The sequence below is a fragment of the Actinotalea endophytica genome (genome assembly GCF_025717005.1).
Lineage (GTDB): Bacteria > Actinomycetota > Actinomycetes > Actinomycetales > Cellulomonadaceae > Actinotalea.
In genome coordinates this window covers 1-21,803 of sequence record NZ_JAOVZU010000009.1, presented here as the reverse complement: position 1 = coordinate 21,803, position 21,803 = coordinate 1, and the positions used below count along the sequence as shown (strand labels likewise).

The following is a 21,803-nucleotide window of genomic DNA, read 5'->3' as shown; positions in this document are numbered from 1 at the left end:
TGGCTACCGCCCGCCGTGTGCGATCTCCCGGATCCGGCTGGTCAGCCCCGGGGCGTCGAGGCCGGCCGCCGCGAGCAGCTCGACGTACCGGCCGGTCGAGACGTACCCGTGGCGGACGCCGATCCGGTGCACCTGCACACCGGGCACCTCCGCGAGCAGCTCGCTGACCGCACCGCCGAGGCCCCCACGGACGTAGTGCTCCTCGACGGTGACGACGACGCCGGTCCGCAGGGCCGAGGCAAGGATCGCCTCCTGGTCGAGCGGCTCGACGGTTCCGAGCCCGAGCAGGTCCGCGGCGATGCCTTCGGACGCGAGTCCGTCGACCGCCTCCAGCACCGCCGGCGTGACGTACCCGGTCGACACGACCGTGAGGTCCTCGCCGGTCCGCAGGTGCCGCGCCCGCCCGATCTCGAAGTCGTCGTCCGCGAAGAGGGACGGCACCGCAGGGCCGCCGATGCGCATGTACACCGGACCGTCGTGCTCGAGCATCGCGCGCACCGCACCGCGGATCTCGCCGGCGTCCTGCGGCGCGAGCACGACCATCCCGGGGATCATCCGCATCAGCGCGTAGTCCTCGAGCGAATGGTGCGTGGGCCCGAGGTCGGCGTACGTCAGGCCGCCGTTGCGGCCGACCACCTTGACGTTCTGCCGCATGTAGCCGAGGTCGTTCCGCACGGCCTCGAAGTTGCGGCAGGTCACGAAGGGCGCGATCGCGCAGAACACCGGGACCGCGCCGGTGGTGGCGAGCCCGGCGGCCACGCCGGTCGCGCCCTGCTCGAGGATCCCGACCTCCAGGTACCGCTCGGGGTAGAGCCGCGCGAAGTCGCCGAAGCCCGACGACCCGCCGCTGTCGGTGGAGACCACAGCCACTCGCGGGTCGTGCGCAGCGACCTCGGTCACGGCAGCGCCGAACGTCGCGCGCGGGTCCACCAGCACCGTCACGACGCGACCTCCCGCTCGAGCGACGTGACGGCCGCGTCGGCCTCGCGGACGGCGTCGGCGAGCTCGGCCGCCGACGGCTTCCAGTAGTGCGAGCCGACGGTGCCCTCGATCGCCGTGATCCCCTTCCCCTTGCAGGTGGTGGCGATGATCGCGCTCGGAGCGTCGGGAGCGAACGGCAGGCGGTCGAGGACGTCGAGGATCCCGTCGAGGTCGTGGCCGTCGACCTCGGTCACGACCCAGCCGAACGCGCGGAACTTCTCGGCGATCGGCTCCATGCCCATCACCTGAGCCGTCGGCCCGCCGATCTGCAGACCGTTGACGTCCACGATCGCCACGAGGTTCGACAGCCTGTGGTGGGATGCGACGGCTGCGCCCTCCCAGTTGGACCCTTCGGCGAGCTCACCGTCACCGAGCAGGACGACGACGCGGCTGCCCGACTGCGATCGCCTCAGGCCGAGGGCCATGCCGACCGCGAGCGGGAGCCCGTGGCCGAGCGCACCGGTGTTGGCCTCGATGCCCGGGAGCTTGGCCATGTCCGGGTGCCCGCCCAGGGCGCTGCCGGTCGCCCCGTAGGTGTCGAGCAGGTCCGGCGGGAAGAAGCCGGTCAGCGCGAGCACCGCGTACTGCGCGAGCGCCTTGTGGCCGGCCGAGAGCAGGAACCGGTCCCGCCCCGGCGCGCGCGGGTCGTCGGGGTCGACCCGCAGGGCCCTCGTGTAGAGGGCGGTCACCAGGTCGATCGCCGACAGCGCCCCGCCGACGTGCCCGGCCGGCGAGGCCTCGAGCATGCGCAGGACGAACCTTCGCGCCCGTGCGGCCGCGAGCGCGAGGTCCGCGACCGGTCGACGCTCCTGGACGGCACTCACGCGGTGGCCCGGCTCTCGTAGCTGCGGATCGCGTCGACCTTGACCGCGCTCCTCGAGCCCGGGTCGAACTCGTGGCTCAGGTACTCCTCGAGCAGGACCTTCGCCAGCTCGGGGCCCGTGACGAGGGCACCGACGGCGATCAGGTTCGCGTTGTTGCTGAGCTGGGCGCGACGCGCCTGGTAGCTGTCGGCCACCAGGGCGCAGTAGGCGCCGTCGACCTTGTTCGCGGCGATCGACATCCCGATGCCGGTACCGCAGAGCAGCACCCCGCGATCGAGTCGGCCCGCCACGACCTCCTCCGCCACGCGCACCGCGGTGTGGGCGTACACGGGGTCGTCCGAGCCGAGGTCCACGACGTGGTGCCCGAGGGCGACCGCATGGCCCATCAGTGCCGCCCGCAGGTCGGACGCGTTCGGGTCGGAGCCGAATCCGATGATCATCGCGGCCTCCTCACACGTGCACGCTGGTCGCGGCGGCGGCCATGAAGCGGCGCTGGTAGGACACGACGTGGCTCGCCGACGCGAACCGCGCCAGGTAGGCCGGCTCGGCCGTGATGATGAGGCGGTCGATCACGTCGGCGAACTCGGGGTCGACGGTGAGCTTGTCGATGTCCGGGTAGTTCCGCGGTCCCTCCATCGAGCACACGATGATCCGGGTGTCGTCGAGGTGGCACTGCTTGAGCAGCCGCAGGCTGTGCCGCAGGCTGTCCAGGCCGTCCGCGCCCTCCGCGTCCCCGAGGCGGCGGTAGTCGAGGAGGTCCTCGGCGTACTCCAGGACGTCCACCAGGTCCCGTACCGGGCTCTCCTCGCTGAGGTGGTCCACGCCCACCAGGTAGGTGCGCAGGGCCTCCAGGTGACGACGGTCGTGGGTGCGGTGGTACAGCTCGACGAGCTCCCGGATGCGCATGCTCTGGCCCAGCCGGTGGCGCACGAAGGCGTTGATGAAGTAGGGCTTCGCCTGCAGCGCGAGCGCCGCCTGGTAGGGCTCGAACATCAGCGTGTAGTTGATCCGGTACCCGTGCTCGCGCAGCCGGAGCGCGAGGTTGTGGGACCGGAACGAGTCCTCGGTGCGCGCGTCGGCGTACCAGTCCGGGAGTCGGCCGTCGCCGGTGAGGAGCCGGGAGACGTTGCCCGCGTTCACCGGCCCGGTGTGCGGCACCTTCACCACGAGCCGGTACCGCGAGAGCAGCCGCTCGTAGGGTTCGATCTCGGCGAGGATGCGGTCGAAGTCGTCCTCGAACGGGTTCTCGAGCTCGACGCTGACGTCGGCACCCGGCCCGAGGACCGACCCGAGCTCGCCCATCACTTCCTCGAGCGTCGTGAACTGGTGGCCGATGTTGGCGTCCGGGTTGTTGATGAAGAGGTCGTAGACGATGCCGGGGTTGCAGGTGAGGTTCCCGAGCAGGCCCGCGACCGGCGCGACCTCGTAGGGGTTCGCCGAGTCGGCCGAGAAGATGACGCCGGTCGGCCTGCGCTCACCGTTGCGGCCGTAGCCGATGTCCCGGACGAGGTCGACCTCGAGCAGCCCGTCGGCGAGCAGTGCGGCCTCGATGCGGAACCCCGGGGGTGTCTCCCCCGCCGGGGTGGGGAACGTGCGGAGCACGTCGTGGAACCGGTCGCTGCCGGCCACGGCGCGCGCGTGCTCCCGCATCAGGGCGACCTGCCCGGGGTCGACCTCGAGGCGTCCGACCCGGGAGAGAACCTCCTCGTGGCCCCGGGCCGGGGCGAGGTCGAGCGCGGCGAACGTGGTCCGCAGCCCGAGCTGGCCGTCGCCGGTGGTGTGCTGGTTGACGGTCAACATCAGGCCTCCATCGCGTCCGAGCGCTTCATGCGCTGTTGCTGAATATACTTGTCTATACCACGATGGTCCAGCGAGATCGCCCGATCGGGCTGCTGCCCCTACCCGGCGCCGGCCGCGATGACCTCGCGCAGCAGCGCGACGTCGACGGCCCCGGGCTTCAGGTCGAGCGGGTCGTCCAGCACCCGGCCCGGCGCCCCCGGCTCGCCGAGATCGCTCAGCACGAGCGACGCGCCCGTGACGTCGTCGTCGACGGTGTAGGACGAGACGGTCACCACGACCGGGAGCCCCGCCGCGCGCGCGGCCGCGAGGCCGATCCCGCTGTCCTCGACCACCACCGCATCGCCGGGCGACCCGCCGAGCTCGGCGAGCGCGTGCAGGTAGATGTCCGGCGACGGCTTCTTGCGCGGCACCACGTCACCCGCGAACACCCGCACCTCGGCCGCGAGGGCGGGGCCGACAGCATGCTCGAGCACCGCGAGCACGGAGCCCGGCGCCGACGTCGAGGCGACCGCCACCTGCCACCCCGCCGCGACGGCCTCGGCGACGAGACGGCGCACCCCCGGTCGCGCCGGCACCGCCCCGGAGGCGACGAGCTCGCGGTAGAGGTCGCTCTTGCGCCGGTGCCAGCCGGCGATCGCCCGCGCCACGGCGTCGGCGTTGCGAAGACCCAGTCGCTCGGCGACCTCGGGCGTCATCGCCGCGGCCAGGCGCTCCTTCCCGCCACCGATCCGGACGAGCCGCGCATACTCCTCGTCGGACCACCGCAACGGGACGCCCAGCTCGGCGAACATGCGGTTGAAGGCGACCAGGTGGCCGTCGCGCTCGGTGTCCGCGAGCACGCCGTCGCAGTCGAAGAGCAGGCAGGTCGTCACGACTGCACCCCGGGTGAGCGCCCCGCCGAACCGAAGATGTCGAAGTGCCGCAGGGCCACCGCACGGATCTCCCCCGCGATGCTCCGGAACAGCGACGGCGGGTCCCACTCGTCCTTCGCCCGGGCCTTCTTCAGGAAGTGGTAGGCCGAGTCCATGTAGGCGTGCTTGACGGCGGTCGAGATGTTGATCTTCGAGACGCCGGCCGCGATGAGCGACCGGAACTCGGCCTCGGTCAGACCGGTGCCGCCGTGCAGGACCACCGGGCAGTCGACCAGCTCGCGCAGCTCGCGCACCCGGTGCGGCAGCAGGGTCGGGCGCCCGTGGTACGCACCGTGCGCGGTGCCCAGCTGCGGCGCGATGAGGTCGGCGCCGGTCGTCCGGATCGCGTCGGCCAGCTGCTCGACGGAGTAGCTGTGCACGATCACGTCCGAGCCCACGCCGTCCTCGACGCCGACGATGTTCTCGATCTCCGACTCCACGTCCACCCCCGCGGCGTGCGCGAGCCCGACCACCGCCGAGGTCTCGGCGACCGCCTGACCGAGGTCGCGGTCCGACGCGTCGAAGAGCACCGACGACCACCGGGCCGCCACGACCCGCTCGATCATCGACAGGTCCGGGCAGTGGTCGAGGTGGAGTGCCGTGTCGACCCGGCAGCGAGCGGTCGCGGCGTCGAACATCTCGGTGAGCAGCTCGACGCCGATCGATCGCGCGGTCTTGAGCGAGGCCTGGATGATCACGGGTGAGCCGGCCTCCTCCGCGGCATCGACCACCGCGCGGAGGCTCAGGTCGTCCACCACGTTGAACGCCGGCACGGCGTACCCGTTGTCGTGCGCGTCGCGGACCATGGCCAGTGTCGAGCGCCTCATCTGCTCTCCTCCTTCGTTCGCGCGCCGGGGCGCTCGGCAATCGCCCGTCAGGACGCGCCGAACACCGTGCCGTCGAGCGCCTCGTAGATGCGGACGAAGCGACCGAACGCCTCGTCGTAGACGGCGGCCCGCGACGGGTCCGGGTGGTAGACCGCCGTGGTCGTCACCGCTCGGTCGACCGCGTCGTGCGGGCCCGCGTAGATGCCGGCGCCGATCCCCGCGTAGAGCGCCGCCCCGAGGCAGCCGGTCTCCGTGGTCTGGAGCAACTCGATCGGCTTGCCGAACACGTCGGCCATCAGCTGGCACCAGAACGGCGACTTCGCCGCGCCGCCGGTCAGGCGGATGGTCTCCACGGTGATCCCGGCCTTCGCCTCGGCCTCGAGCACGTCGCGCATCTCGAAGGTGATGCCCTCGAGCACGGCCCGGGCCATCTGGGCCTTCGTGGTCCCCAAGGACATCCCGACGAAGCACCCGCGTGCGTCGGCGTTGAGGCGGGCTCCCGCCGCGCCCTGGAGGTACGGCAGGAACGTGACTCCCCCGGCACCGGGCTCGGCGTGCTCGGCCTCGGCGCAGATCAGCTCGTAGGGGTCGACGCCGACGGTCCTCGCCGCAGCGGACTCGAGGTCACCGAACACGTCCCGGTACCACCGGAACGAGGACGCCGAGGCGTTCGAGAAGCCCTCGATCGTCCAGTTCCCCACGCCATGGTTGCCCTTGACCACAAGCTTGCCGTCGGGGTCGCGGACGGGCTTGTCGGTCACCACGAAGCAGGAGCCGAAGGTGCCCACCACCATCACGGCGGTCCCGTCGCGCACCGCACCGGCACCGAACGTCGACGCGTTCTGGTCGTGCGCACCGATGCACAGCAGCGTGCCCTCGGCCAGGCCGGTCTGGGCGGCGACGTGCGCCGGGAGCGTGCCGACGACCTTGCCCGGCTCGAGCGCGATCTTCGCGCGCTTGCTCAGCGGGATGCCGAGCACGTCGTGCACGCGCTGGGACCACTCGTGGTTGTCCACGTCGAACATGCCCTCGCGGCTCGCCGAGGAGATGTCGGTCCAGTACTCCTGCGCTCCGAACTGGCGCATGAAGTAGTCCATGTGGGTCGAGAACAGCGCGGTGCGCGCCCAGTTCTCCGGCTCGTGCTCGCGCAGCCAGGCGAGCTTCGTGGTCGAGAACACGAACCCGAGCGGGTCGCCGGTGATCGCGTAGTACTCCGGGACGGGGATCCGATCCGTGATCTGGTCGACCGACTCCTCACCCCTGAGGTCCTGCCACCCCACGAAGGGCCTGATCAGCTCGCCGTCCTCGTCCAGCAGACCGATCACGGCCCCTTGGGTCGCCAGGGCGAGCGCGACGATGTCCGCCGGGTCGACGCCCGACCGCTCGACCGCCGCCTTGCACGACGCGAAGAGCGCCGGGGTGATCTCCTCGGGCACCTGCTCGACCCACCCCGGGCGCGGGTAGTGGCACGGGTACTCGCGGTAGTCCTGTCCCAGCACGTTGCCGTCGACGTCGAAGACGCACGTCTTGCAGCCGGTCGTGCCTTCATCGATCCCCACCAGGTACTTCGGCATTGAAGTGCCCTCCAGCGTTCTCAGTCGTGCACAGTGGATGTGGTCAGGCGAGCGAGGTGCTCGCGGTACTCGTCGACGAGCCGCGGCGCAGAGCGGGTGCCGATGAGCGTGACGCCCATGTCGAGCATCCAGAGGCACGCGGCCAGGGTGAACTGCCGCGGCACCCCGGAGAGCTTGAGCTGCGTCGTGCTGCCGACCAGCCCCTCCTTCATCACCTCGAGGTGGTGCGCGTCCGGCAGTCCCTGGGAGCCCGTCGAGGTCTTGATCCAGTCGACGCCCTCCTCGACGCAGATGCCGGTGAGGGTGCGGATCTCGTCGTCGCTGAGGAAGCAGACCTCGTAGATCACCTTCGCCAGGGCGCGCCCGCGGCACAGCTCGACCAGCCCGCGTACCTCGTCGCGCACCAGGGCGAGGTTGCCGTCCTTGAGCGCGCCGATGTTGATCACCATGTCCAGCGCCGTGCCCCCCGCGGCGAGCGCCTCCTCGGCCTCGGCCAGCTTCGTGCGCAGGGTCGTGGTGCCGTACGGGAACCCGAGCGCGACTCCGGTGCGGACGCCGGAGCCGGCGAGCTCGTCGGCTACGACCGGCGTCCAGCACGGGTTGGTGTAGAGCGCAGCGACGTCGACGTCCTTCGCCTGCGCGCACGCCGCGCGGATCGCGGCCTCTCGGGTGTCAGGCGCCAGGACGGCCATGTCGAAGACCTTGGCGAACAGCTCTGGGGTCAGCATCGATGCCTCTCGGGTGACGAAGGGCCGGGATCTCCGGCCGAGGTGGGACGGGAGCCGTCAGCGCCGGGCCGGGACCAGGCCGATCGCACGCATGCTCTGCAGCGCGTCGATGATCTCGGGGACGGCGCGCGTCCCGATCAGGTCCGCGCCGGCGAGCAGGAACGCGTAGGCGTTCTGCGGGCGGGGGAACTTCACGCCGGCGACCTTGAGCTTCACAGGCGTGCCCTCGAGCGTCGCCTTCATCAGCAGGAGGTGCTCCATCGACGGGCCCTCGAACTGGCCGGACGACGTCTTGGCGTAGTCGATGCCCGCGTCGGCGATCAGCTTGCAGCCGGTGGCGATCTCGTCGGGGCTCAGGAACGCGGTCTCCAGGATCACCTTCGTGAGGGCCCCGCCGGCGGCGTCCTTGAAGTCCCGCAGCTCGGCCGCGACGTCCGAGGTCCGCCCGCTCTTGAGTGCGCCGATGTTCATCACGACGTCGACGGCGGTGCAGCCGAGGGCCACGGCCTCGTCGGTCTCACGTGCCTTCATCGCTGCGGTCGCCGACCCGAACGGGAAGGCGACGGCGGCGGCCGGACGGACGTCGGTCCCGGCCAGCTCCTCGCACACGACGGGCGTCCAGTACGGCGAGGACGAGTAGAACGCCGCGCAGTTGTACGCCTTCGCCTCACGGCAGCCCTGGCGGATCTTCTCCTCGGTGGTGTCCTTCGGGAGGACCGAGTGGTCGAACGCCTTGCCGAGCTCCCACGCGTCCACGGCAGCGAGATCGACCATTGCCATCACTCCTCTGTGATTCCGCCGGCCCCTCATCCCGACGTCACCGTCGGCTGAAGGTCGTAGTCATGAACTAACCTGTACATACAAGTACACGCATTAAAGCGGGGAGTCAAGCGACCGAACCTGTTCGCCGGGCGCTGTCGCGGCTAGAAGCTGTAGTCGAAGCTCAACCGCACCTTGTCGCCCCGGAAGACGATGCGCGAGAACTCGAACGGCCGGTCGTTGCCGTCGGCGATGAGGTCCTGGAGGAGCAGGACCGGCGTCCCGGTGCGGACCTTCAGGTCGCGCGCGTGGTCGCGCGAGGCCGAGATCGCCTCGAGCTCCTCGTGGACCCGACGCATCTGCAGCCCGTAGGACTCGTCCAGGACCACGCAGAGCTGCTCGGTGACGACGTCCCGGTCGGGCAGCCCGGGCGCGAGCGCCGCGGGGACGAACGAGTGGTGGGAGCTGATCGGCTCCCCTTGGACCGAACGCACCCGATGGATGTGGAAGACGTCGTCGTCCGGACCCACCTTGAGTCGCGACCGGACGGACTCGGGCACGTCACCGATGCCGATCTCGACGAGCTCCGTGGTGGTCTCGTACCCCATCGCCTCGAGCTGCTCGCGCACTCCGCGATAAGCGGGCGACACGGTGTTGATCTTGGGGGGTGCGACGTAGGTGCCCTTCCCCTGGACGCGGAACAGCAGGCCCTCGTTGACCAGCGTCGTCAGCACGCCACGGGCGGTCATCCTGCTCAACCCGTAGATCCGGTTGAGCTCGTTCTCCGAGGGGATCCGGCGGTTCGGGGCCCACTCCCCCGAGGCGATCTTCGCCCGGAGGATGGCCTCGAGCTGCGCATACAGCGGCACCGACGAGTCGCGCTGCAGCACGTCCTCCACGTCGTCCCCCTTCGCACTTGTCATGTCTAGACAAGGACTCTAGACCCCGCGGACGGTGCGAAGCGAGCCGCCACGACGGGGGCGGCGAACCCGGGTGGCGGCGCGCAGCACTCCACCCGGGCTCGCCTGATCTCAGGCCGCCGGCTCGGCCTCGGCCCGGCGGCGGCCAAGGCCCTGCAGCCACGTCGCCGCAGCCTCGGACAACCAGCCGGCGAGCGCGCCCACCACGAGGCAGATCACGGTCTCGCGCCACTGCAGGCCGCTGCCGAAGTACGACGCCGCACCCGCGAAGGCACCCGGCACGAAGGCCAGCACCGACCACTTGGCCTGGACGACCATGAGGACGGCCAGGACGGCGATGGCGATGGCGAGCCCGACCGTTCCGCCGATCAGGCCGCCGAGCTGGACCATCAGGAAGCCCCACAGGACGCCGGACAGCGTCGTCGGGAGGACCTTGAGGAGGCCCTGCGTCTTGCCCCCTGCGGCGTAGAAGGCCGCCCACGAGATGAAGGCGATCCAGGTCGGCAGCGCGAGCAGGGCGCTGACCTGCGTCCAGACCCCGGCGAGCACGCCGATGCCGATTCCGATCGAGAGAAGAGGATCCACGATTGCTCCAAGTGGCTCATGCCCCGTCGAGGGGCGTGCGCCGCACCGTTGCGGCGACACGTCGGCGGCACAGCCGCCCGCTTGACGGCGGGCAGCCCCGTTGCGCCCGCACCGTCGTGGCTCGCGGGTGCGGGCCCCGCGCCGCTCGGCACCCTGAGCGGCGCGAGGACGGCACCCCGCGAGTGTTCTCAGCCCGCCGGCCGCTCGGACCGGCCAGGCGTGCGTCGGTCAGCCGACCGGCGCCGTGCGCTTCAGCCAGTCCATCACCGTGGCGTTCACCGCGGCCGGCTGCTCGACCAGCATGAAGTGGCCGACACCGTCGACCCAGGACGCCTCCGAGCCCGGGCCCGCGTAGTCGCAGATGTAGTCGAGCTGCGCGTCGGTGACCATGTGGCACCCGTCCTGCGTGCCGTGCAGGTAGAGCACCGGCTGCGGGACCTTGCCCGCCCACGACGCCTCCTGCTCGCCGGCCCACGCGGCCGACCCGAACTGCTCCGGGTGGAAGTTGGCCGAGTAGTAGCTGATCGCGGTCTGGATGTGCTCGGGCGTCGGCAGCGCCTCGCGCACGTGCACGAGCTCTTCGGTCGCGTCGAAGCCCGGCGACCACTCGCCCCACAGGTCCTTGATCAGCTCGAAGTCGTTGTGCTGGATCTTGTCGATGATCATCCGGTTGTTCTGCAGGAACCAGAAGTAGAAGGCGCGCTTGATCTGCGCGAACTTCGCGACGTTCTCGCCGAAGACCTCGAACGGCGGGATGTTGATGATCACCGAGCGACCCCACAGCTCGGGAGCCCTGCTCAGCGCGCCCCACGCCGCCACGGCCGACCAGTCGTGCGCGACGAGGACGGCGTCCTTGTCACCACCGAGCGCGCGGCCGAGCGCGATCGCGTCGGCGACCATGACGCTGCTGTGCACGTGGCTGCGCAGCGGCGGCAGCTCGGTCGGGGCGTAGCCCCGGATGAACGGTGCGACCGCGTGGAAGCCCGCCTCGGCGAGCTCCGTGAGCAGGTGGCGGTACGTGAACGGCGTGTCCGGGAACCCGTGGAGGCACAGGGCCAGGGGGCCCTCACCAGCCTGCAGGTACTCGAAGCTCAGGCCGTTCGCGTCCACCTTCCCGCGCGTGATCTCCGGCATCTCCCAACCTCCTCGTCGTGTCCAAGCCGGTCCGGCACGTGCGTGCCGAACCCGTCTCCGCGCGAGGTTGCTGATGCCGCCTCGGCGGTGAGGCGCGGCGCGGGAGTCCCGCGCCGTCGAGCAGGGCTGACATTATCAAGGGTAGACCACTCTGTACAAGTACGTTCAAGTGGTGATCGTGATGGCTTCTCGCCGCCGCACGCGGGCCAGTCCGCGCGAGGCGGCCCACGCCAGCACCCCGCCCAGGGCGTACATCAGCACGTCCACGGCGCTCGCGGTGCTGCCCAGCACGATCGCGGCGAGGCTGCCGGGTGCGAGGCCCAGCAGGTCACCGAGCCGAGCCCACTGCGCGGCCTCCACGGCGAGACCGACCGCGACGGCGGCAGCCGCGACTCCGGCGCTGCGCCGACGCCACGGGTCGGGCAGCGCCGCGGTGAATACGAAGAAGACGCCCATCACGGCCAGCACGTCGCCCAGCTCGTTGCGGACCCACGAGACGTCCCGCAGGACCGTTGCGATGACGACCTCGACGGCGAGGACCACCGCCGCGGCGACCGCGCTCGCCCGTCGCGACAGCACCCGACGTTCCGGCGAGGACGGCTCACGCATCGCGCGAGCCTAGCCGCGCCCGCGGGCCGTTCGTCCCTGGGCAGCGGCCGCCTGGGTGCCACGGTGGGAGTCTGCCGCCGGCGGACGGGCCCGATCGCGAGGAGGCGATCCCGATGACCCCACCGACCACGGCCGCACCGCGCGCTCGGACCGGGCGGTCACCGACGCGCCGACTCCCGCCCCGGAGGCTCTCGCCCGGCGGGCTTCCGGCCAGGAGTCTCCGCGCGATGGTCGCGACGCTCGCCTGCGCGCTGCCTGCCACGGTGGCCCTGGCGGCCTGCGGCGGCGAACCCGACCCGACGCCCGAACAGCTCGCCGCGGTCGACTACGCCCCCGGACCCGACGTCGAGGGCTGGCAGGTCTCGACCCCCGAGGCCCAGGACCTCGACCCCGACCTGGTCGCCGACCTCTACTGGCGCGCCGCCCACCTGGAGACGATCTACAGCCTGCTCGTGATCAAGAACGGCTACCTCGTCGCGGAGGAGTACTACCGCGTGGGCAGCCCGCAGCAGAGCACGAACGTCCAGTCGGTGACCAAGAGCTACACCGGGGCGCTGGTCGGCCTGGCACTCGAGGACGGGTGCCTGCCCAGCCTCGACGAGCCGATGATGACCTACTTCCCGGAGCTCGAGGCCCGCCTCGACGACCCCCGCAAGGACGAGATCACCGTCCGCGACCTGCTCCAGATGAGAGCCGGCTACCCGTGGCTCGAGGCCTCGGCCGAGGGCATGGAGCTGCTCTACCACGGCTTCGAGCCGGCCAACCTGGTCGACGTCCCGCTGAAGCGTGACCCCGGCAGCGGCTGGGACTACTCGAACCTGTCCTCGCACCTGCTGGCGATCATCGTGGCCCGGGCGTGTGACTCCGAGGACTTGATGGGCTTCGCCACCGAGCACCTCTTCGACCCGCTGGACACCACGCCCGGTCGTTGGCAGGTGGACTGGGCCGGGTACCGGCTGGGCTACACGGAGCTCACCCTGTCCGCGCGCGAGATGGCCCGGTTCGGCCAGACCTACCTCGACGGCGGGGTCTACGACGGACGCCAGGTGATCCCCGCCGACTGGATCGAGCAGTCCTGGCAGAAGTACACCGAGGACGCCTGGTACTACGCCGTCGGCCCCAACTGGCACTCCTCCTACGGCTACCAGTGGTGGCTGATCGACGCCGGCCCCTGGACCTACGACCTCGCCTGGGGCCACGGCGGCCAGCAGATCGCCGTCCTGCCCGAGCAGGACCTCGTCGTCGTGCTCACCGCCGACCCGCTCTACGCGCAGAACGGCGACGGCCCCTGGGCGATCGAGAAGGCCAACCTCAACCTCGTGGCGAACTTCATCGCGGGGCTGCCGGAGCCCTGACCGACCGCCGGATGATCTCCGCGATCGCGTCGGGGTCGGCCTTCGGCACCCGGTCCTCGGTGAGCAGACCGTTGGTCTCCTGGCGCGTGTCGGTGAGCTGGGTGTAGCAGAAGCCCGCGAGCCCCTCGACCGCGACCACGGCGTCGACCAGCGCGGCCAGCTCGGCCAGCAGCTCGTTCCCCGACCCGACGGCACCGTAGGCGTCCCACGCACGCTCGTCGGCCGAGAGCGTGAACCCGCCGAACTCCGACAGCACCACGGGCGTCGCGGCATCCACCGGCCGGATCGCGATCGGCCGGTCACTGACCCGGCCGGTGCGCACCGCCTCCGGGAGGTTCGCGTACCGGTCGGCGAACGCGGTGGGGTCGTGGCCGTAGTCGTGGATGCCGACGACATCCCCGACCGTGTACTCCCAGCCGTCGTTGCCGAGCACCGGGCGCGTGCCGTCGAGCGCCCGCAGCAGCTGGTAGCCGGCCTCGACGGCGGCCTGCTGACGCGGGTCGGTCGCCACGTGCTCCACACCCCAGCTCTCGTTGAACGGGACCCAGGCGCAGACCGACGGGTGGTTGACGTCCCGCTGGACCATCTCCGCCAGCTGGGCGAGCGTCATGGTCAGTGCGCGCGCCGAGTAGGCGAAGGCCGACGGCGACTCGTCCCACACCAGGAGCCCGATCCGGTCGCACCAGGCGAGGAAGCGCGGGTCGGCCGTCGTCTGGTGCATGCGCAGCCCGTTGAAGCCGAGGGCCTTCACCAGCTCTGCCTCGTGGCGGTGCGCCTCGTCGTCCGGCTGCGCGAGGTGCGAGTCGGGCCAGTAGCCCTGCGCGAGCACGAGCCGCAGGTAGTAGGGCTCGCCGTTGAGCAGGAAGGCGCCGTCACCCGTGCCGACCGAGCGCAGTCCCAGGTAGGAGCCGACCTCGTCGAGCACGGCGTCCACCCCGCGCAGCCGGACCGTCGCGTCGAGGAGGACCGGCGTCTCCGGGGTCCACCGCAGCGAGGCGACGTCCCCGGGCAGCTCGGCGGTGAGCCGGGCCGTGCCCTTCTGGACGTTCCCCGTGACCGTGACGAGCTCGTCCGCGCCGACCGCGAGCACGCACTCGGCCACCAGACCCTCGCGGGCCGGACCCACGACCGTGACCTCGAGGCCGACCGTGCCCGAGGCCGGGTCAGGCAGCCAGCGGAGCGTGTCGATCCGGGTCGCCGGCACCTGCTCCCACCACACGTCCCGCCACAGGCCGCTGGTCCGCTCGTACCAGATCTCGTGCGGCTCCTTCTGCCAGTCCTGCTTGCCGCGCGGCTGCTCGAGGTCCGTCCGCTCGTCGCGGGCGCGGACCGTCACCACCTGCGGGCCGTCCTCGACGAGCGCGTCGGTGACGTCGGCCCGGATCGGGGTGAAGCCGCCGACGTGGTGCGCGACGTGGATGCCGTTGACCCACACGTCCGCCTCGAAGTCCACCGCTTCCAGGTGCAGCAGGACCCGTCCGTCACCGCGCGGTGCGATCTCGCACTCGCGCCGGTACCAGTGCACCGACGGGCCGTCGACACCCACCCCGGACAGCGGCGACTCCGGCGGGTACGGCACCGCGATGCGACCCGCCGGCCGGCGCGACGGGTCCGACCACCCCCGGCCGACCCCGACGTCCATCGGGTCGGCCTCGTACTCCCACTGCCCGTCGAGCAGCTCCCACTGCTCCCGGACCAGCTGGGGGCGCGGGTAGCCGGCCATCAGGCGCCCCTCGTGGCCGACAGGCCGACCGGGGGCTCGACGACACCGACGTCGAGGAAGCCGCGCGCCACCGCGTTCGACGCCCCGGGTTCCACCAACCAGAAGCCGAGCCGCGACCACGGCCCGAGCGGGCTCGACGACACCTTGACGGTCACCGGGTCGCTCACCCGGTACGGCTCGGCCACGACGTCGGCCTTCGCGGCGGCGACCGGTGGCAGCTCACCGAGCGGTGCGTGCGCGGGGAGCCATGCGACCACCAGCTCGCCCGACACCGCCTGCGTCCCGTGGTGGGACACCCGGACCTCCACCGTGCGGCCGGCAGGGTCTGCCTCGACGTCGACCCCCGGCTTCACCGGCTCGACGTCGAAGACGAGCGTCGTGGGCGCGTGGACGTCGGCGAGCCGCAGGCCCGCGTGGTCCTTGAGCAGCCGGTCGAAATAGTAGATGCCGGCGGTCTCGTGCTCGATGTCGGTCAGCTCGCAGTAGATGTACCCGGCGATCCGGTCGTGGCGGCGCATCTCCTGGGTCTGCCACCGGGTCTGCCAGGCCCGCTCGTAGTTCGTGTACCCGGTCGCATACTCCGAGTTGATCAACGGCGTGTCCGCAGCGAGCGTGACACCGGGGACCACGAGCGGCTTGTCCACCCGCCAGTCCGGGCCGAGCGGCATCGACAGGGCCGAACGCTCCCCGTTCGCGAGCTCGGCCACCCAGCGGCTCCAGGTGGCGATGTCGTCGACGTACAGGTGCCAGTCGAGCAGGTCCGTGTCGACGTGCGACCAGCCCGAGTTGTCCACCACGAGGCGCGAGGTGTCCAGGGCGTCCAGACGGGCGCGGGTCGCGCGGATCGCGTCCTGCATGACGGGCTGCTGGTCGACCGCCCAGTCGAAGCCCCACTCCTCGTTGTAGAGACCCCAGATCACGATCGACGGGTGGTTACCGTCCCGATCGACCATCACCGGCAGCTGGTCGCCGATGACGTCCACGATCGACTCGTCGTACCGGCTCGTGCAGGGCGGCTCCTCCCAGACCAGCATCCCCATCCGGTCGGCGTGGTGCAGCCAGCGCGGCTCCTCGAGCTTGATGTGCTTGCGCACGAGGTTGAAGCCGCAGTCGAACGCGAGCCGCAGGTCCTCGACGAGTGCCTCGTCCGAGGGCGCGGTGATGCCGGTGCCCGGCCAGTACCCCTGGTCGAGGACGCCGCGCAGGTAGACCGGCTCGCCGTTGAGCTCGACGTACCCGGCGCGCCGCGCCACCCGCCGCAGGCCGACCCACGAGACGACCTGGTCGCGACCGTCCGGGCCGTCGACCGTCACCGTGACCTGGTACAGATGCGGGTCCGCCGGCGACCACAGGCGGGGCGACGCGAGCGGCAGCGACGTGCTCGCGGTGCCGTCCTCCCCGGTGACGACGCTTGCCTCGGGCCCGTCCGAGACGGCGATCCGCACGCTCGCACCGGCGCGGTGCGGCCCGACCAGCCGGACCTGCGCGTCGATCGCCTCGAGGCTGTCGCCGCGCAGCGCGACCAGGTCCGCGAACGTGGCGGCGCGGGGCTCCAGCCACACCGTCTGCCAGATCCCCGAGCTCGGCGTGAACTGCACGCCGTCGAAGTCGTCCGGCGGCAGCGAACGCTGCTTGCCGTGCGCGATCAGCCGCTGGTCGTTCGGCGCCCAGACGCGCACGACCACCGGCACGCTCCCGCCGAACCGGACGTGATCGGTCACGTCGACCTCGAACGGCGCGTGCCCTCCGACGTGGGTGGCGACCAGCGCGCCCGCCACCCAGACGCGCGCCTCGTGGTGCACCGCACCGAAGCAGAGGAACACCCGACGGTCGCGCCACTCGGCCGGCACGTCGAGGTCGCGCCGGTACCAGGCGGTCTCGAGCCAGGTGCGCTCGACACCGGACGCCGGCGTCTCCCACGCGAACGGCACGACGACGTGCTCGGTCGTCGCCACCGTCGACGCCTCGTCGTAGCCGAGCGTGCCGATCGGGTCGGCGACGAAGTCCCACCGGCCGTTGAGGGTGCGCCAGTCGTGGGAACGATCGCGGTCCGGGCGTGGGTACTCGGGCCGGGGAACGGTGGTGCTCACATCTCTCCCTGAGTGCTCGTGGTGCGAGGACTGGTTGCTCGCGGGCCCGGTCATCCCTTGACCGAGCCGGCGAGGATGCCGTTGACGAAGTGCTTCTGGAGCACGAGGAACGCGATGAGCAGGGGCACCATCGCCACGGCGCTCGCCGCGAGGAGCTCGCCCCAGACGGTGGCGAAGTCCGCCGTGATGGTCTGGCCGGTGATGTTCGCCGCGAGCGAGGACAGCACCACCTGGAGGGTCTGCATCCGTTCGGAGCTCGTGACGATGACCGGCCAGACGAAGTCGTTGTAGATGTTCATCGTGGTCAGCACAGCCAGCCCCGCGAGGCCGGGCCGGATGACCGGCACGACGATGCGCCAGAAGATCCCGAACTCCCCGCAGCCGTCGATGCGCGCGGCGTCGAGCAGCTCGTCGGGGACGGCGGCGATGGTCTGCCGCATCCAGAAGATCGCGAACGCGTCGATCGCGCCGGGCAGGATCAGCCCCCAGTAGGTGTTGACCCAGCCGAGGATCTTCATCTCCAGCAGCAGCGGGATGATCAGCACGACGATCGGCAGCATGAGCGTCGCGAGGACGGCGCCGAACAGGAAGTTCTTGCCGGGGAACTCGTACTTCGCGAACGCGTAGCCGGCGAGCGGCGCGAAGAACATCGTCAGGCCGCCCTTGACGACCAGGACGATCGCGGTGTTGCCGAACCCGGTCCAGATCGGCACGTCCCGGAACATCTTGGCGAAGTTCTCGGTGGTCGCCTGGCTCAGGTCGAAGCTCAGCGGCTGGCTGACGATCTGGCCGGCCGGCTTGAACGCGGAGAGCACTGCCCAGAGGACCGGGACGAGGAACGCCACGGTCAGGGCCGCGACGAAGGCCCAGGTCAGCCAGGACGGGGCGCGATCCACGCTGGTCGTGCGGCGTCGACGGCGAGGAGCCAGGGCCGGCCTGGCCGTCGGTGCGAGGAGAGTGTCGTTGGCCATGGTCAGTCCCTCGGTCGCACGAGTCGCACGGTGGCCACGGACATGGCGACGAGGATCACGACGAGCAGGAAGGAGTTCGCCGCACCGGTGCCGAGGTCGCTGACCTGGATGTGCTTGTAGAGGTAGAGCCCGGCGGTCGTCGTCGAGCTGTACGGACCGCCCTCGGTGACCACGAACGGCTCGGCGAACATCTGGAAGATCCCGAGCGTCTGCACGACCACGATGAACATCACCGTCCGGGCCATCAGGGGCACGGTCATCTGGACGAGCTGCCGGGTCCGGCCGGCGCCGTCGAGCGCGGCGGCCTCGTAGAGCTCGTGCGGGATCGACTGGAGCCCGGAGAGCATGATGATGATCACGAAGCCGGTGGTCTTCCAGAAGAACAGCAGGGCGATCGTCGGCTTGGCCCACGTGGTCGTGGTCAACCACCCGATGTCCGGCAGGCCGAGCACGCCGAGCGCGGCGTTCACGACCCCGTAGTCGCGGTCGAACGCGATGATCCAGACCTGGGCCATCGCCACGACGGGCGTGACGTACGGGATGAGCAGGGCCACCCGGAAGAAGCCCCGCCCGCGCATCTTCGCGTTGTCCAGCGCGACCGCGGTGACCAGGCCGAGCGCCAGCTGGGCCGGGACCACGAGCAGCCAGAGCACGGCCGAGTTGCCGAGCGACTGCCAGAACAGGGGGTTCTGCAGCAGGTAGACGTAGTTGTCCAGCCCGATCCACTGCGCGTCGGCCCCGCCGTGCCAGTTGGTGAAGCTGAGTCGCAGCGCGAAGAGCATCGGGTACACGCCGAAGGCCACGAACAGCAGGAGGAACGGCGCGACGAACACGTAGGGGGCGATGCGCCGCGGTTGCGGCCGCCGGAGCGACCGCAACCGCGGGGTCCCGCTTCCCCCACGGCGGGTGACCGCCTGGGTGAGTGACATCAGCAGATCAGTTCCGGTCGACGAGGTTGGTCTGGATCTGCTCGGTCGAGTCGGCGATGACCTCGTCCGGTGTCATCGTTCCGTCGAGGAGCCGCTGGAGGTTGTTGCCGAGGTAGTCCACGGCACTCGGCCACCACGAGGGCGTCGGGACGCTGCCGGGCATCTCGTCGGCGGCCGTCGTGGCGACCGCCCACAGGTCCTGGCCGCCGAGGGCGTCGATCGGCTCGTAGAGCGGGGTCCCGGGGTCGAGCGCCGGCTGGTAGCTCGGGATCGACGTGTTGAGGCCGCCGGGGTAGATGTCGTTCGGCCCGTAGACGGTGGTGTAGCCCTGCTCGTCGAAGACCAGGAACTCGTAGAAGAGCCAGGCCAGCTCAGGGTTCTCCGCGTCCTTCGGGATCGCGAAGCTCGAGCCGCCCATGGCGCCGCTCCGCGCCCCGCCCTCGCTCCAGGCCGGCAGGAGCATGGCGCGCCAGTCGCCCTGGGACGTGGTCAGGTTCTGCTGGGCGACGTAGTCCCACCAGATCGCCCACGGGACGAAGGCGAACGTGCCGTCGTCCAGCGACGCGATGTCGGTCGGCGACATGTACTCGACCTTCGCGCCGAGGTCCTCGGACACCACGGTCTGCAGGAAGCCCAGGATCTGCTCGTACTCGGGCGAGTCGAGACGGAGGTTGCCGTCGGCGTCGACCATGCTCGTGCCGTCCTGGTTGGCGAACATCTCCAGCCACATCTGGCCGAGGTAGGCACCCGACTCGAGCCGGATCGGCGTGCTGTCGGGGTTCTGCTCCTTGATCGCGCGTGCGGCGTCGAGGAGGTCGTCGTAGGTGGCGATGGAGTCCGGGTCGATGCCTGCGGCCTCGAGGATCGAGGCCCGGTAGTAGAGCAGGCCGGGGTCGAGGTCCCAGGGCACGCCGTAGAAGCGTCCGTCGTTGCTCGTGACGTCGAGCTTCTGGGAGACGATGTCCTCCTGGTACGGCGCGAGGACCTCGCTCAGGTCGTAGAGGTACTCCGACAGGCTCGACACCTTCGAGTCGTCGACGAACGTGCCGTCCGGCACATCCGTCCCGGAGATCAGGGTGTTCGAGAGCTTCGCGTCGATGTCGACCGCGACGTGGTTCACCGTGATGTTCGGGTACTTCTCGTTGAACCTGGCGATCACGGTGTCGAAGACCTGGAACAGGTCGCCGCTGCGGTCCCAGATGGTGATCTCACCCTCGGGAGCGAAGTCGGCCGGCACGGTGAGCACGCCCTCGGGCGCCTCCGTCGCGCTGGTCGTCCCGCTGCCGGGGTCCGCACTCGACTCGTCGCCGGCCGAGACCGAGGGTCCTCCGCAGGCCGCGAGCGCGACGACGCCGATCACGGCGCCGGAGACCAACGCAGCGCGCCTGCCACGGCGCTGCGTGCTGTGCACCCATCCCATGTCCACTCCTTCGTGTGCTGTACGGGACCGGTCGGTCGAATGCGATCGACCGGGAAGTTCAGGTGTCTTGCAACGTGGCAAAGAGGCTACTATGTCGATTGCAACGTGAGCAAGTCACGATTTTGCAACGTGGCAGTGCGAGGAGCTGATCATGGCTGCGACAGTGAAGGACGTGGCACGGCGGGCGGGCGTCTCACCCCGCACGGTGTCGAACGTCGTCACGGGTACCACGCGGGTCGCCGACGCGACTCGGGCGCGGGTCGAGCAGGCCATCGCCGAGCTCGGCTACCGGCCCAACGCCGCCGCCCGGAACCTTCGGCGCGGCCGCACCGGGATGATCGCGCTCGTCGTCCCCGAGCTCGACCAGCCGTACTTCGCCGAGCTCGCGCGCGCCACGATCGCCGCGGCCGAGCGGCACGACTACCGCGTCATGCTCGAGCAGACCGATGCCGCCGAGAGCGCCGAGCGCCGGGTGTTCGCCGCCGACCAGGACTCCACACTCTTCGACGGCATCATCTTCTCGGCGGTCGAGATCGGGCTCTCCGACGTCCGCAGCATCTCCCAGGCGCGCCCGGTGGTCCTCCTCGGCGAGCGCAGCTTCGAGAGCGCGTTCGACCACGTCGCGATCGACAACGTCGCCGCCGCACGGACCGCGGTCCAGCACCTGATCGACCTCGGGCGCACACGCATCGCCGCCATCGGGGCGCAGGACGACCACGACACCGCCCGCCTGCGCACCCTCGGCTACACCACGGCGCTGCGCGACGCGGGGCAGGCCGTCGACCCCGCACTGATCGAGAGCACGCGCCGCTTCCACCGCGCCGACGGCGCCGAGGCCATGGCCCGGCTGCTGGACCAGGGGGAACCGCCGGACGCGGTGTTCTGCTACTCGGACGTCCTCGCGCTCGGCGCGATGCACACGCTGCACACGCGCGGCCTGCGGATCCCCGAGGACGTCGCCGTGGTGGGCATCGACGACATCGAGGACGGCCGCTTCTCCCACCCGCCGCTGACCACCATCTCCCCCGACAAGGAGTACATCGCCCGGCAGGCGGTCGACCGGCTGATCGCCCGGATCGGCGACCGCGAGCTGGCCGCGGTCGACCTGGTCGCGCCCAGCGAGCTCGTCGTGCGGCAGTCGACCTCCGGGACGCCCTGACGAACCGCCCGCGCGGCCCACGCCGACCGGTATTGACTGGGCTCGCTGCCGATGTCGACGAGGAGTGGTGACTGTGGCGTCCGTGATGCACATGGTGCTGGTCGAGTGGGCCCTCGGAAGCCCCGAGGGCGTCGGCGACGAGGCGTCACGGCTGGTCGACACCCAGCTGCGACACCTCGACGGGGTGCTCTCGATCCACCGCGGTCCGAGCGTCAGCATCGAGGGCCTGGAGGGGCGCACCGACTGGGCCATGGCGATCCTGTTCGCCGGCCCCGAGTCGGTCGAGGCCTACCTCCCGCACCCGGACCACCGGGTGGTCGCGGACTTCCTCGGCGCGCACGCCGCGACGGTCACGGTCTTCGACGTCGCGGGCTAGATGTAGTTCCTCGTGAGGTTGTGAACGCGGTCTGAGGGGACGGCGCCGCCGATGCCGGTGTGGGGTCGGTGGTGGTTGTAGTGGTGTAGCCAGGCAGGGTAGGCCGCGGCGCGGGTCTCGTCGCTGGT

General features: G+C 70.9%; 22 protein-coding genes. 3 read left to right on the top strand and 19 right to left on the bottom strand.

What is annotated here, in order from left to right; translation table 11 throughout:
* Positions 1–3 precede the first annotated feature (3 nt).
* The 13 genes from OEB99_RS15190 to OEB99_RS15130 all read right to left on the bottom strand — a co-directional run bounded on the left by OEB99_RS15190 (position 4) and on the right by OEB99_RS15130 (position 11,652).
* Positions 4–942, bottom strand: a complete 939-nt coding sequence (locus OEB99_RS15190; RefSeq protein ID WP_263578132.1) for a transketolase family protein — start codon at positions 940–942, stop codon at positions 4–6.
* Complete coding sequence (locus tag OEB99_RS15185; RefSeq protein WP_263578131.1) at positions 939–1,805, bottom strand: transketolase; 867 nt, start codon at positions 1,803–1,805, stop codon at positions 939–941. Before OEB99_RS15185 ends, OEB99_RS15190 begins: the two co-directional genes overlap by 4 nt.
* On the bottom strand, positions 1,802–2,245 hold the full coding sequence (locus OEB99_RS15180; RefSeq protein WP_263578130.1) for an RpiB/LacA/LacB family sugar-phosphate isomerase: 444 nt from the start codon (positions 2,243–2,245) through the stop codon (positions 1,802–1,804). Before OEB99_RS15180 ends, OEB99_RS15185 begins: the two co-directional genes overlap by 4 nt.
* A gap of 10 nt (positions 2,246–2,255) precedes the next feature.
* Positions 2,256–3,605 carry a beta/alpha barrel domain-containing protein gene (locus tag OEB99_RS15175; RefSeq protein ID WP_263578129.1) on the bottom strand — a complete coding sequence of 450 codons (1,350 nt, stop codon included), beginning with the start codon at positions 3,603–3,605 and terminating at the stop codon, positions 2,256–2,258.
* Between the two features lie 98 nt (positions 3,606–3,703).
* Entirely contained in the window at positions 3,704–4,477 is a 774-nt protein-coding gene (locus OEB99_RS15170) for an HAD-IA family hydrolase (protein ID WP_263578128.1), read from the bottom strand.
* Positions 4,474–5,343, bottom strand: coding sequence for a class II fructose-bisphosphate aldolase (locus OEB99_RS15165; protein ID WP_263578127.1), 870 nt, complete (start codon positions 5,341–5,343; stop codon positions 4,474–4,476). Before OEB99_RS15165 ends, OEB99_RS15170 begins: the two co-directional genes overlap by 4 nt.
* 47 nt (positions 5,344–5,390) lie before the next feature.
* Positions 5,391–6,917: a xylulokinase gene (locus OEB99_RS15160; protein WP_263578126.1), complete on the bottom strand. Its 1,527-nt coding sequence runs from the start codon at positions 6,915–6,917 to the stop codon at positions 5,391–5,393.
* A 20-nt stretch (positions 6,918–6,937) separates the two neighbouring features.
* Positions 6,938–7,645: a deoxyribose-phosphate aldolase gene (gene deoC / locus OEB99_RS15155; RefSeq protein ID WP_263578125.1), complete on the bottom strand. Its 708-nt coding sequence runs from the start codon at positions 7,643–7,645 to the stop codon at positions 6,938–6,940.
* Positions 7,646–7,702: 57 nt separating this feature from the next.
* Complete coding sequence (deoC, locus tag OEB99_RS15150) at positions 7,703–8,425, bottom strand: deoxyribose-phosphate aldolase (protein ID WP_263578124.1); 723 nt, start codon at positions 8,423–8,425, stop codon at positions 7,703–7,705.
* A gap of 143 nt (positions 8,426–8,568) precedes the next feature.
* The gene (locus OEB99_RS15145) at positions 8,569–9,327 is read right to left on the bottom strand and encodes a GntR family transcriptional regulator (RefSeq protein ID WP_263578123.1); all 759 of its coding nucleotides are present in this window, start codon (positions 9,325–9,327) and stop codon (positions 8,569–8,571) included.
* A gap of 108 nt (positions 9,328–9,435) precedes the next feature.
* The gene (locus OEB99_RS15140; protein ID WP_263578122.1) at positions 9,436–9,909 is read right to left on the bottom strand and encodes a DUF1097 domain-containing protein; all 474 of its coding nucleotides are present in this window, start codon (positions 9,907–9,909) and stop codon (positions 9,436–9,438) included.
* Between the two features lie 228 nt (positions 9,910–10,137).
* On the bottom strand, positions 10,138–11,043 hold the full coding sequence (locus tag OEB99_RS15135; protein ID WP_263578121.1) for an alpha/beta fold hydrolase: 906 nt from the start codon (positions 11,041–11,043) through the stop codon (positions 10,138–10,140).
* Between the two features lie 165 nt (positions 11,044–11,208).
* Positions 11,209–11,652: a DUF2809 domain-containing protein gene (locus OEB99_RS15130; RefSeq protein ID WP_263578120.1), complete on the bottom strand. Its 444-nt coding sequence runs from the start codon at positions 11,650–11,652 to the stop codon at positions 11,209–11,211.
* A gap of 227 nt (positions 11,653–11,879) precedes the next feature.
* Between OEB99_RS15130 and OEB99_RS15125 the strand changes: the two genes are divergently transcribed.
* Positions 11,880–13,007: a serine hydrolase domain-containing protein gene (locus tag OEB99_RS15125; protein ID WP_263578119.1), complete on the top strand. Its 1,128-nt coding sequence runs from the start codon at positions 11,880–11,882 to the stop codon at positions 13,005–13,007.
* Here the strand turns inward: OEB99_RS15125 and OEB99_RS15120 are convergent.
* From OEB99_RS15120 to OEB99_RS15100, 5 genes are all read right to left on the bottom strand, one after another.
* The gene (locus OEB99_RS15120) at positions 12,982–14,730 is read right to left on the bottom strand and encodes a glycoside hydrolase family 2 protein (protein ID WP_263578118.1); all 1,749 of its coding nucleotides are present in this window, start codon (positions 14,728–14,730) and stop codon (positions 12,982–12,984) included. The genes OEB99_RS15125 and OEB99_RS15120 overlap by 26 nt on opposite strands.
* On the bottom strand, positions 14,730–16,820 hold the full coding sequence (locus OEB99_RS15115) for a glycoside hydrolase family 2 protein (RefSeq protein WP_263578117.1): 2,091 nt from the start codon (positions 16,818–16,820) through the stop codon (positions 14,730–14,732). The genes OEB99_RS15120 and OEB99_RS15115 overlap by 1 nt, the downstream gene beginning before the upstream one ends.
* Before the next feature lie 50 nt (positions 16,821–16,870).
* Positions 16,871–17,791, bottom strand: a complete 921-nt coding sequence (locus OEB99_RS15110; RefSeq protein WP_263578116.1) for a carbohydrate ABC transporter permease — start codon at positions 17,789–17,791, stop codon at positions 16,871–16,873.
* Positions 17,792–17,793: 2 nt separating this feature from the next.
* Positions 17,794–18,624, bottom strand: a complete 831-nt coding sequence (locus OEB99_RS15105; RefSeq protein WP_263578115.1) for a carbohydrate ABC transporter permease — start codon at positions 18,622–18,624, stop codon at positions 17,794–17,796.
* A 103-nt stretch (positions 18,625–18,727) separates the two neighbouring features.
* Positions 18,728–20,140, bottom strand: a complete 1,413-nt coding sequence (locus tag OEB99_RS15100; protein ID WP_263578114.1) for an ABC transporter substrate-binding protein — start codon at positions 20,138–20,140, stop codon at positions 18,728–18,730.
* 151 nt (positions 20,141–20,291) lie between these two features.
* Between OEB99_RS15100 and OEB99_RS15095 the strand changes: the two genes are divergently transcribed.
* Together OEB99_RS15095 and OEB99_RS15090 are read left to right on the top strand one after the other, a co-directional pair.
* Complete coding sequence (locus OEB99_RS15095; RefSeq protein WP_263578113.1) at positions 20,292–21,299, top strand: LacI family DNA-binding transcriptional regulator; 1,008 nt, start codon at positions 20,292–20,294, stop codon at positions 21,297–21,299.
* A 67-nt stretch (positions 21,300–21,366) separates the two neighbouring features.
* Complete coding sequence (locus OEB99_RS15090) at positions 21,367–21,675, top strand: Dabb family protein (RefSeq protein WP_263578112.1); 309 nt, start codon at positions 21,367–21,369, stop codon at positions 21,673–21,675.
* Here the strand turns inward: OEB99_RS15090 and OEB99_RS15085 are convergent.
* Positions 21,672–21,803: integrase core domain-containing protein (locus OEB99_RS15085; protein ID WP_263578290.1), on the bottom strand; the 132-nt coding region annotated here is incomplete at its 5' end. The genes OEB99_RS15090 and OEB99_RS15085 overlap by 4 nt on opposite strands.

What these genes read in the sequence shown, in the direction of transcription:
- OEB99_RS15180 (WP_263578130.1), bottom strand. Translation starts at nt 2,245, where the DNA reads ATGATCATCGGATTCGGCTCCGACCCGAACGCGTCCGACCTGCGGGCG.
- OEB99_RS15175 (WP_263578129.1), bottom strand. Translation starts at nt 3,605, where the DNA reads ATGTTGACCGTCAACCAGCACACCACCGGCGACGGCCAGCTCGGGCTG.
- OEB99_RS15165 (WP_263578127.1), bottom strand. Translation starts at nt 5,343, where the DNA reads ATGAGGCGCTCGACACTGGCCATGGTCCGCGACGCGCACGACAACGGG.
- OEB99_RS15160 (WP_263578126.1), bottom strand. Translation starts at nt 6,917, where the DNA reads ATGCCGAAGTACCTGGTGGGGATCGATGAAGGCACGACCGGCTGCAAG.
- deoC (WP_263578125.1), bottom strand. Translation starts at nt 7,645, where the DNA reads ATGCTGACCCCAGAGCTGTTCGCCAAGGTCTTCGACATGGCCGTCCTG.
- deoC (WP_263578124.1), bottom strand. Translation starts at nt 8,425, where the DNA reads ATGGCAATGGTCGATCTCGCTGCCGTGGACGCGTGGGAGCTCGGCAAG.
- OEB99_RS15145 (WP_263578123.1), bottom strand. Translation starts at nt 9,327, where the DNA reads ATGACAAGTGCGAAGGGGGACGACGTGGAGGACGTGCTGCAGCGCGAC.
- OEB99_RS15135 (WP_263578121.1), bottom strand. Translation starts at nt 11,043, where the DNA reads ATGCCGGAGATCACGCGCGGGAAGGTGGACGCGAACGGCCTGAGCTTC.
- OEB99_RS15130 (WP_263578120.1), bottom strand. Translation starts at nt 11,652, where the DNA reads ATGCGTGAGCCGTCCTCGCCGGAACGTCGGGTGCTGTCGCGACGGGCG.
- OEB99_RS15125 (WP_263578119.1), top strand. Translation starts at nt 11,880, where the DNA reads ATGGTCGCGACGCTCGCCTGCGCGCTGCCTGCCACGGTGGCCCTGGCG.
- OEB99_RS15120 (WP_263578118.1), bottom strand. Translation starts at nt 14,730, where the DNA reads ATGGCCGGCTACCCGCGCCCCCAGCTGGTCCGGGAGCAGTGGGAGCTG.
- OEB99_RS15110 (WP_263578116.1), bottom strand. Translation starts at nt 17,791, where the DNA reads ATGGCCAACGACACTCTCCTCGCACCGACGGCCAGGCCGGCCCTGGCT.
- OEB99_RS15100 (WP_263578114.1), bottom strand. Translation starts at nt 20,140, where the DNA reads ATGGGATGGGTGCACAGCACGCAGCGCCGTGGCAGGCGCGCTGCGTTG.
- OEB99_RS15095 (WP_263578113.1), top strand. Translation starts at nt 20,292, where the DNA reads ATGGCTGCGACAGTGAAGGACGTGGCACGGCGGGCGGGCGTCTCACCC.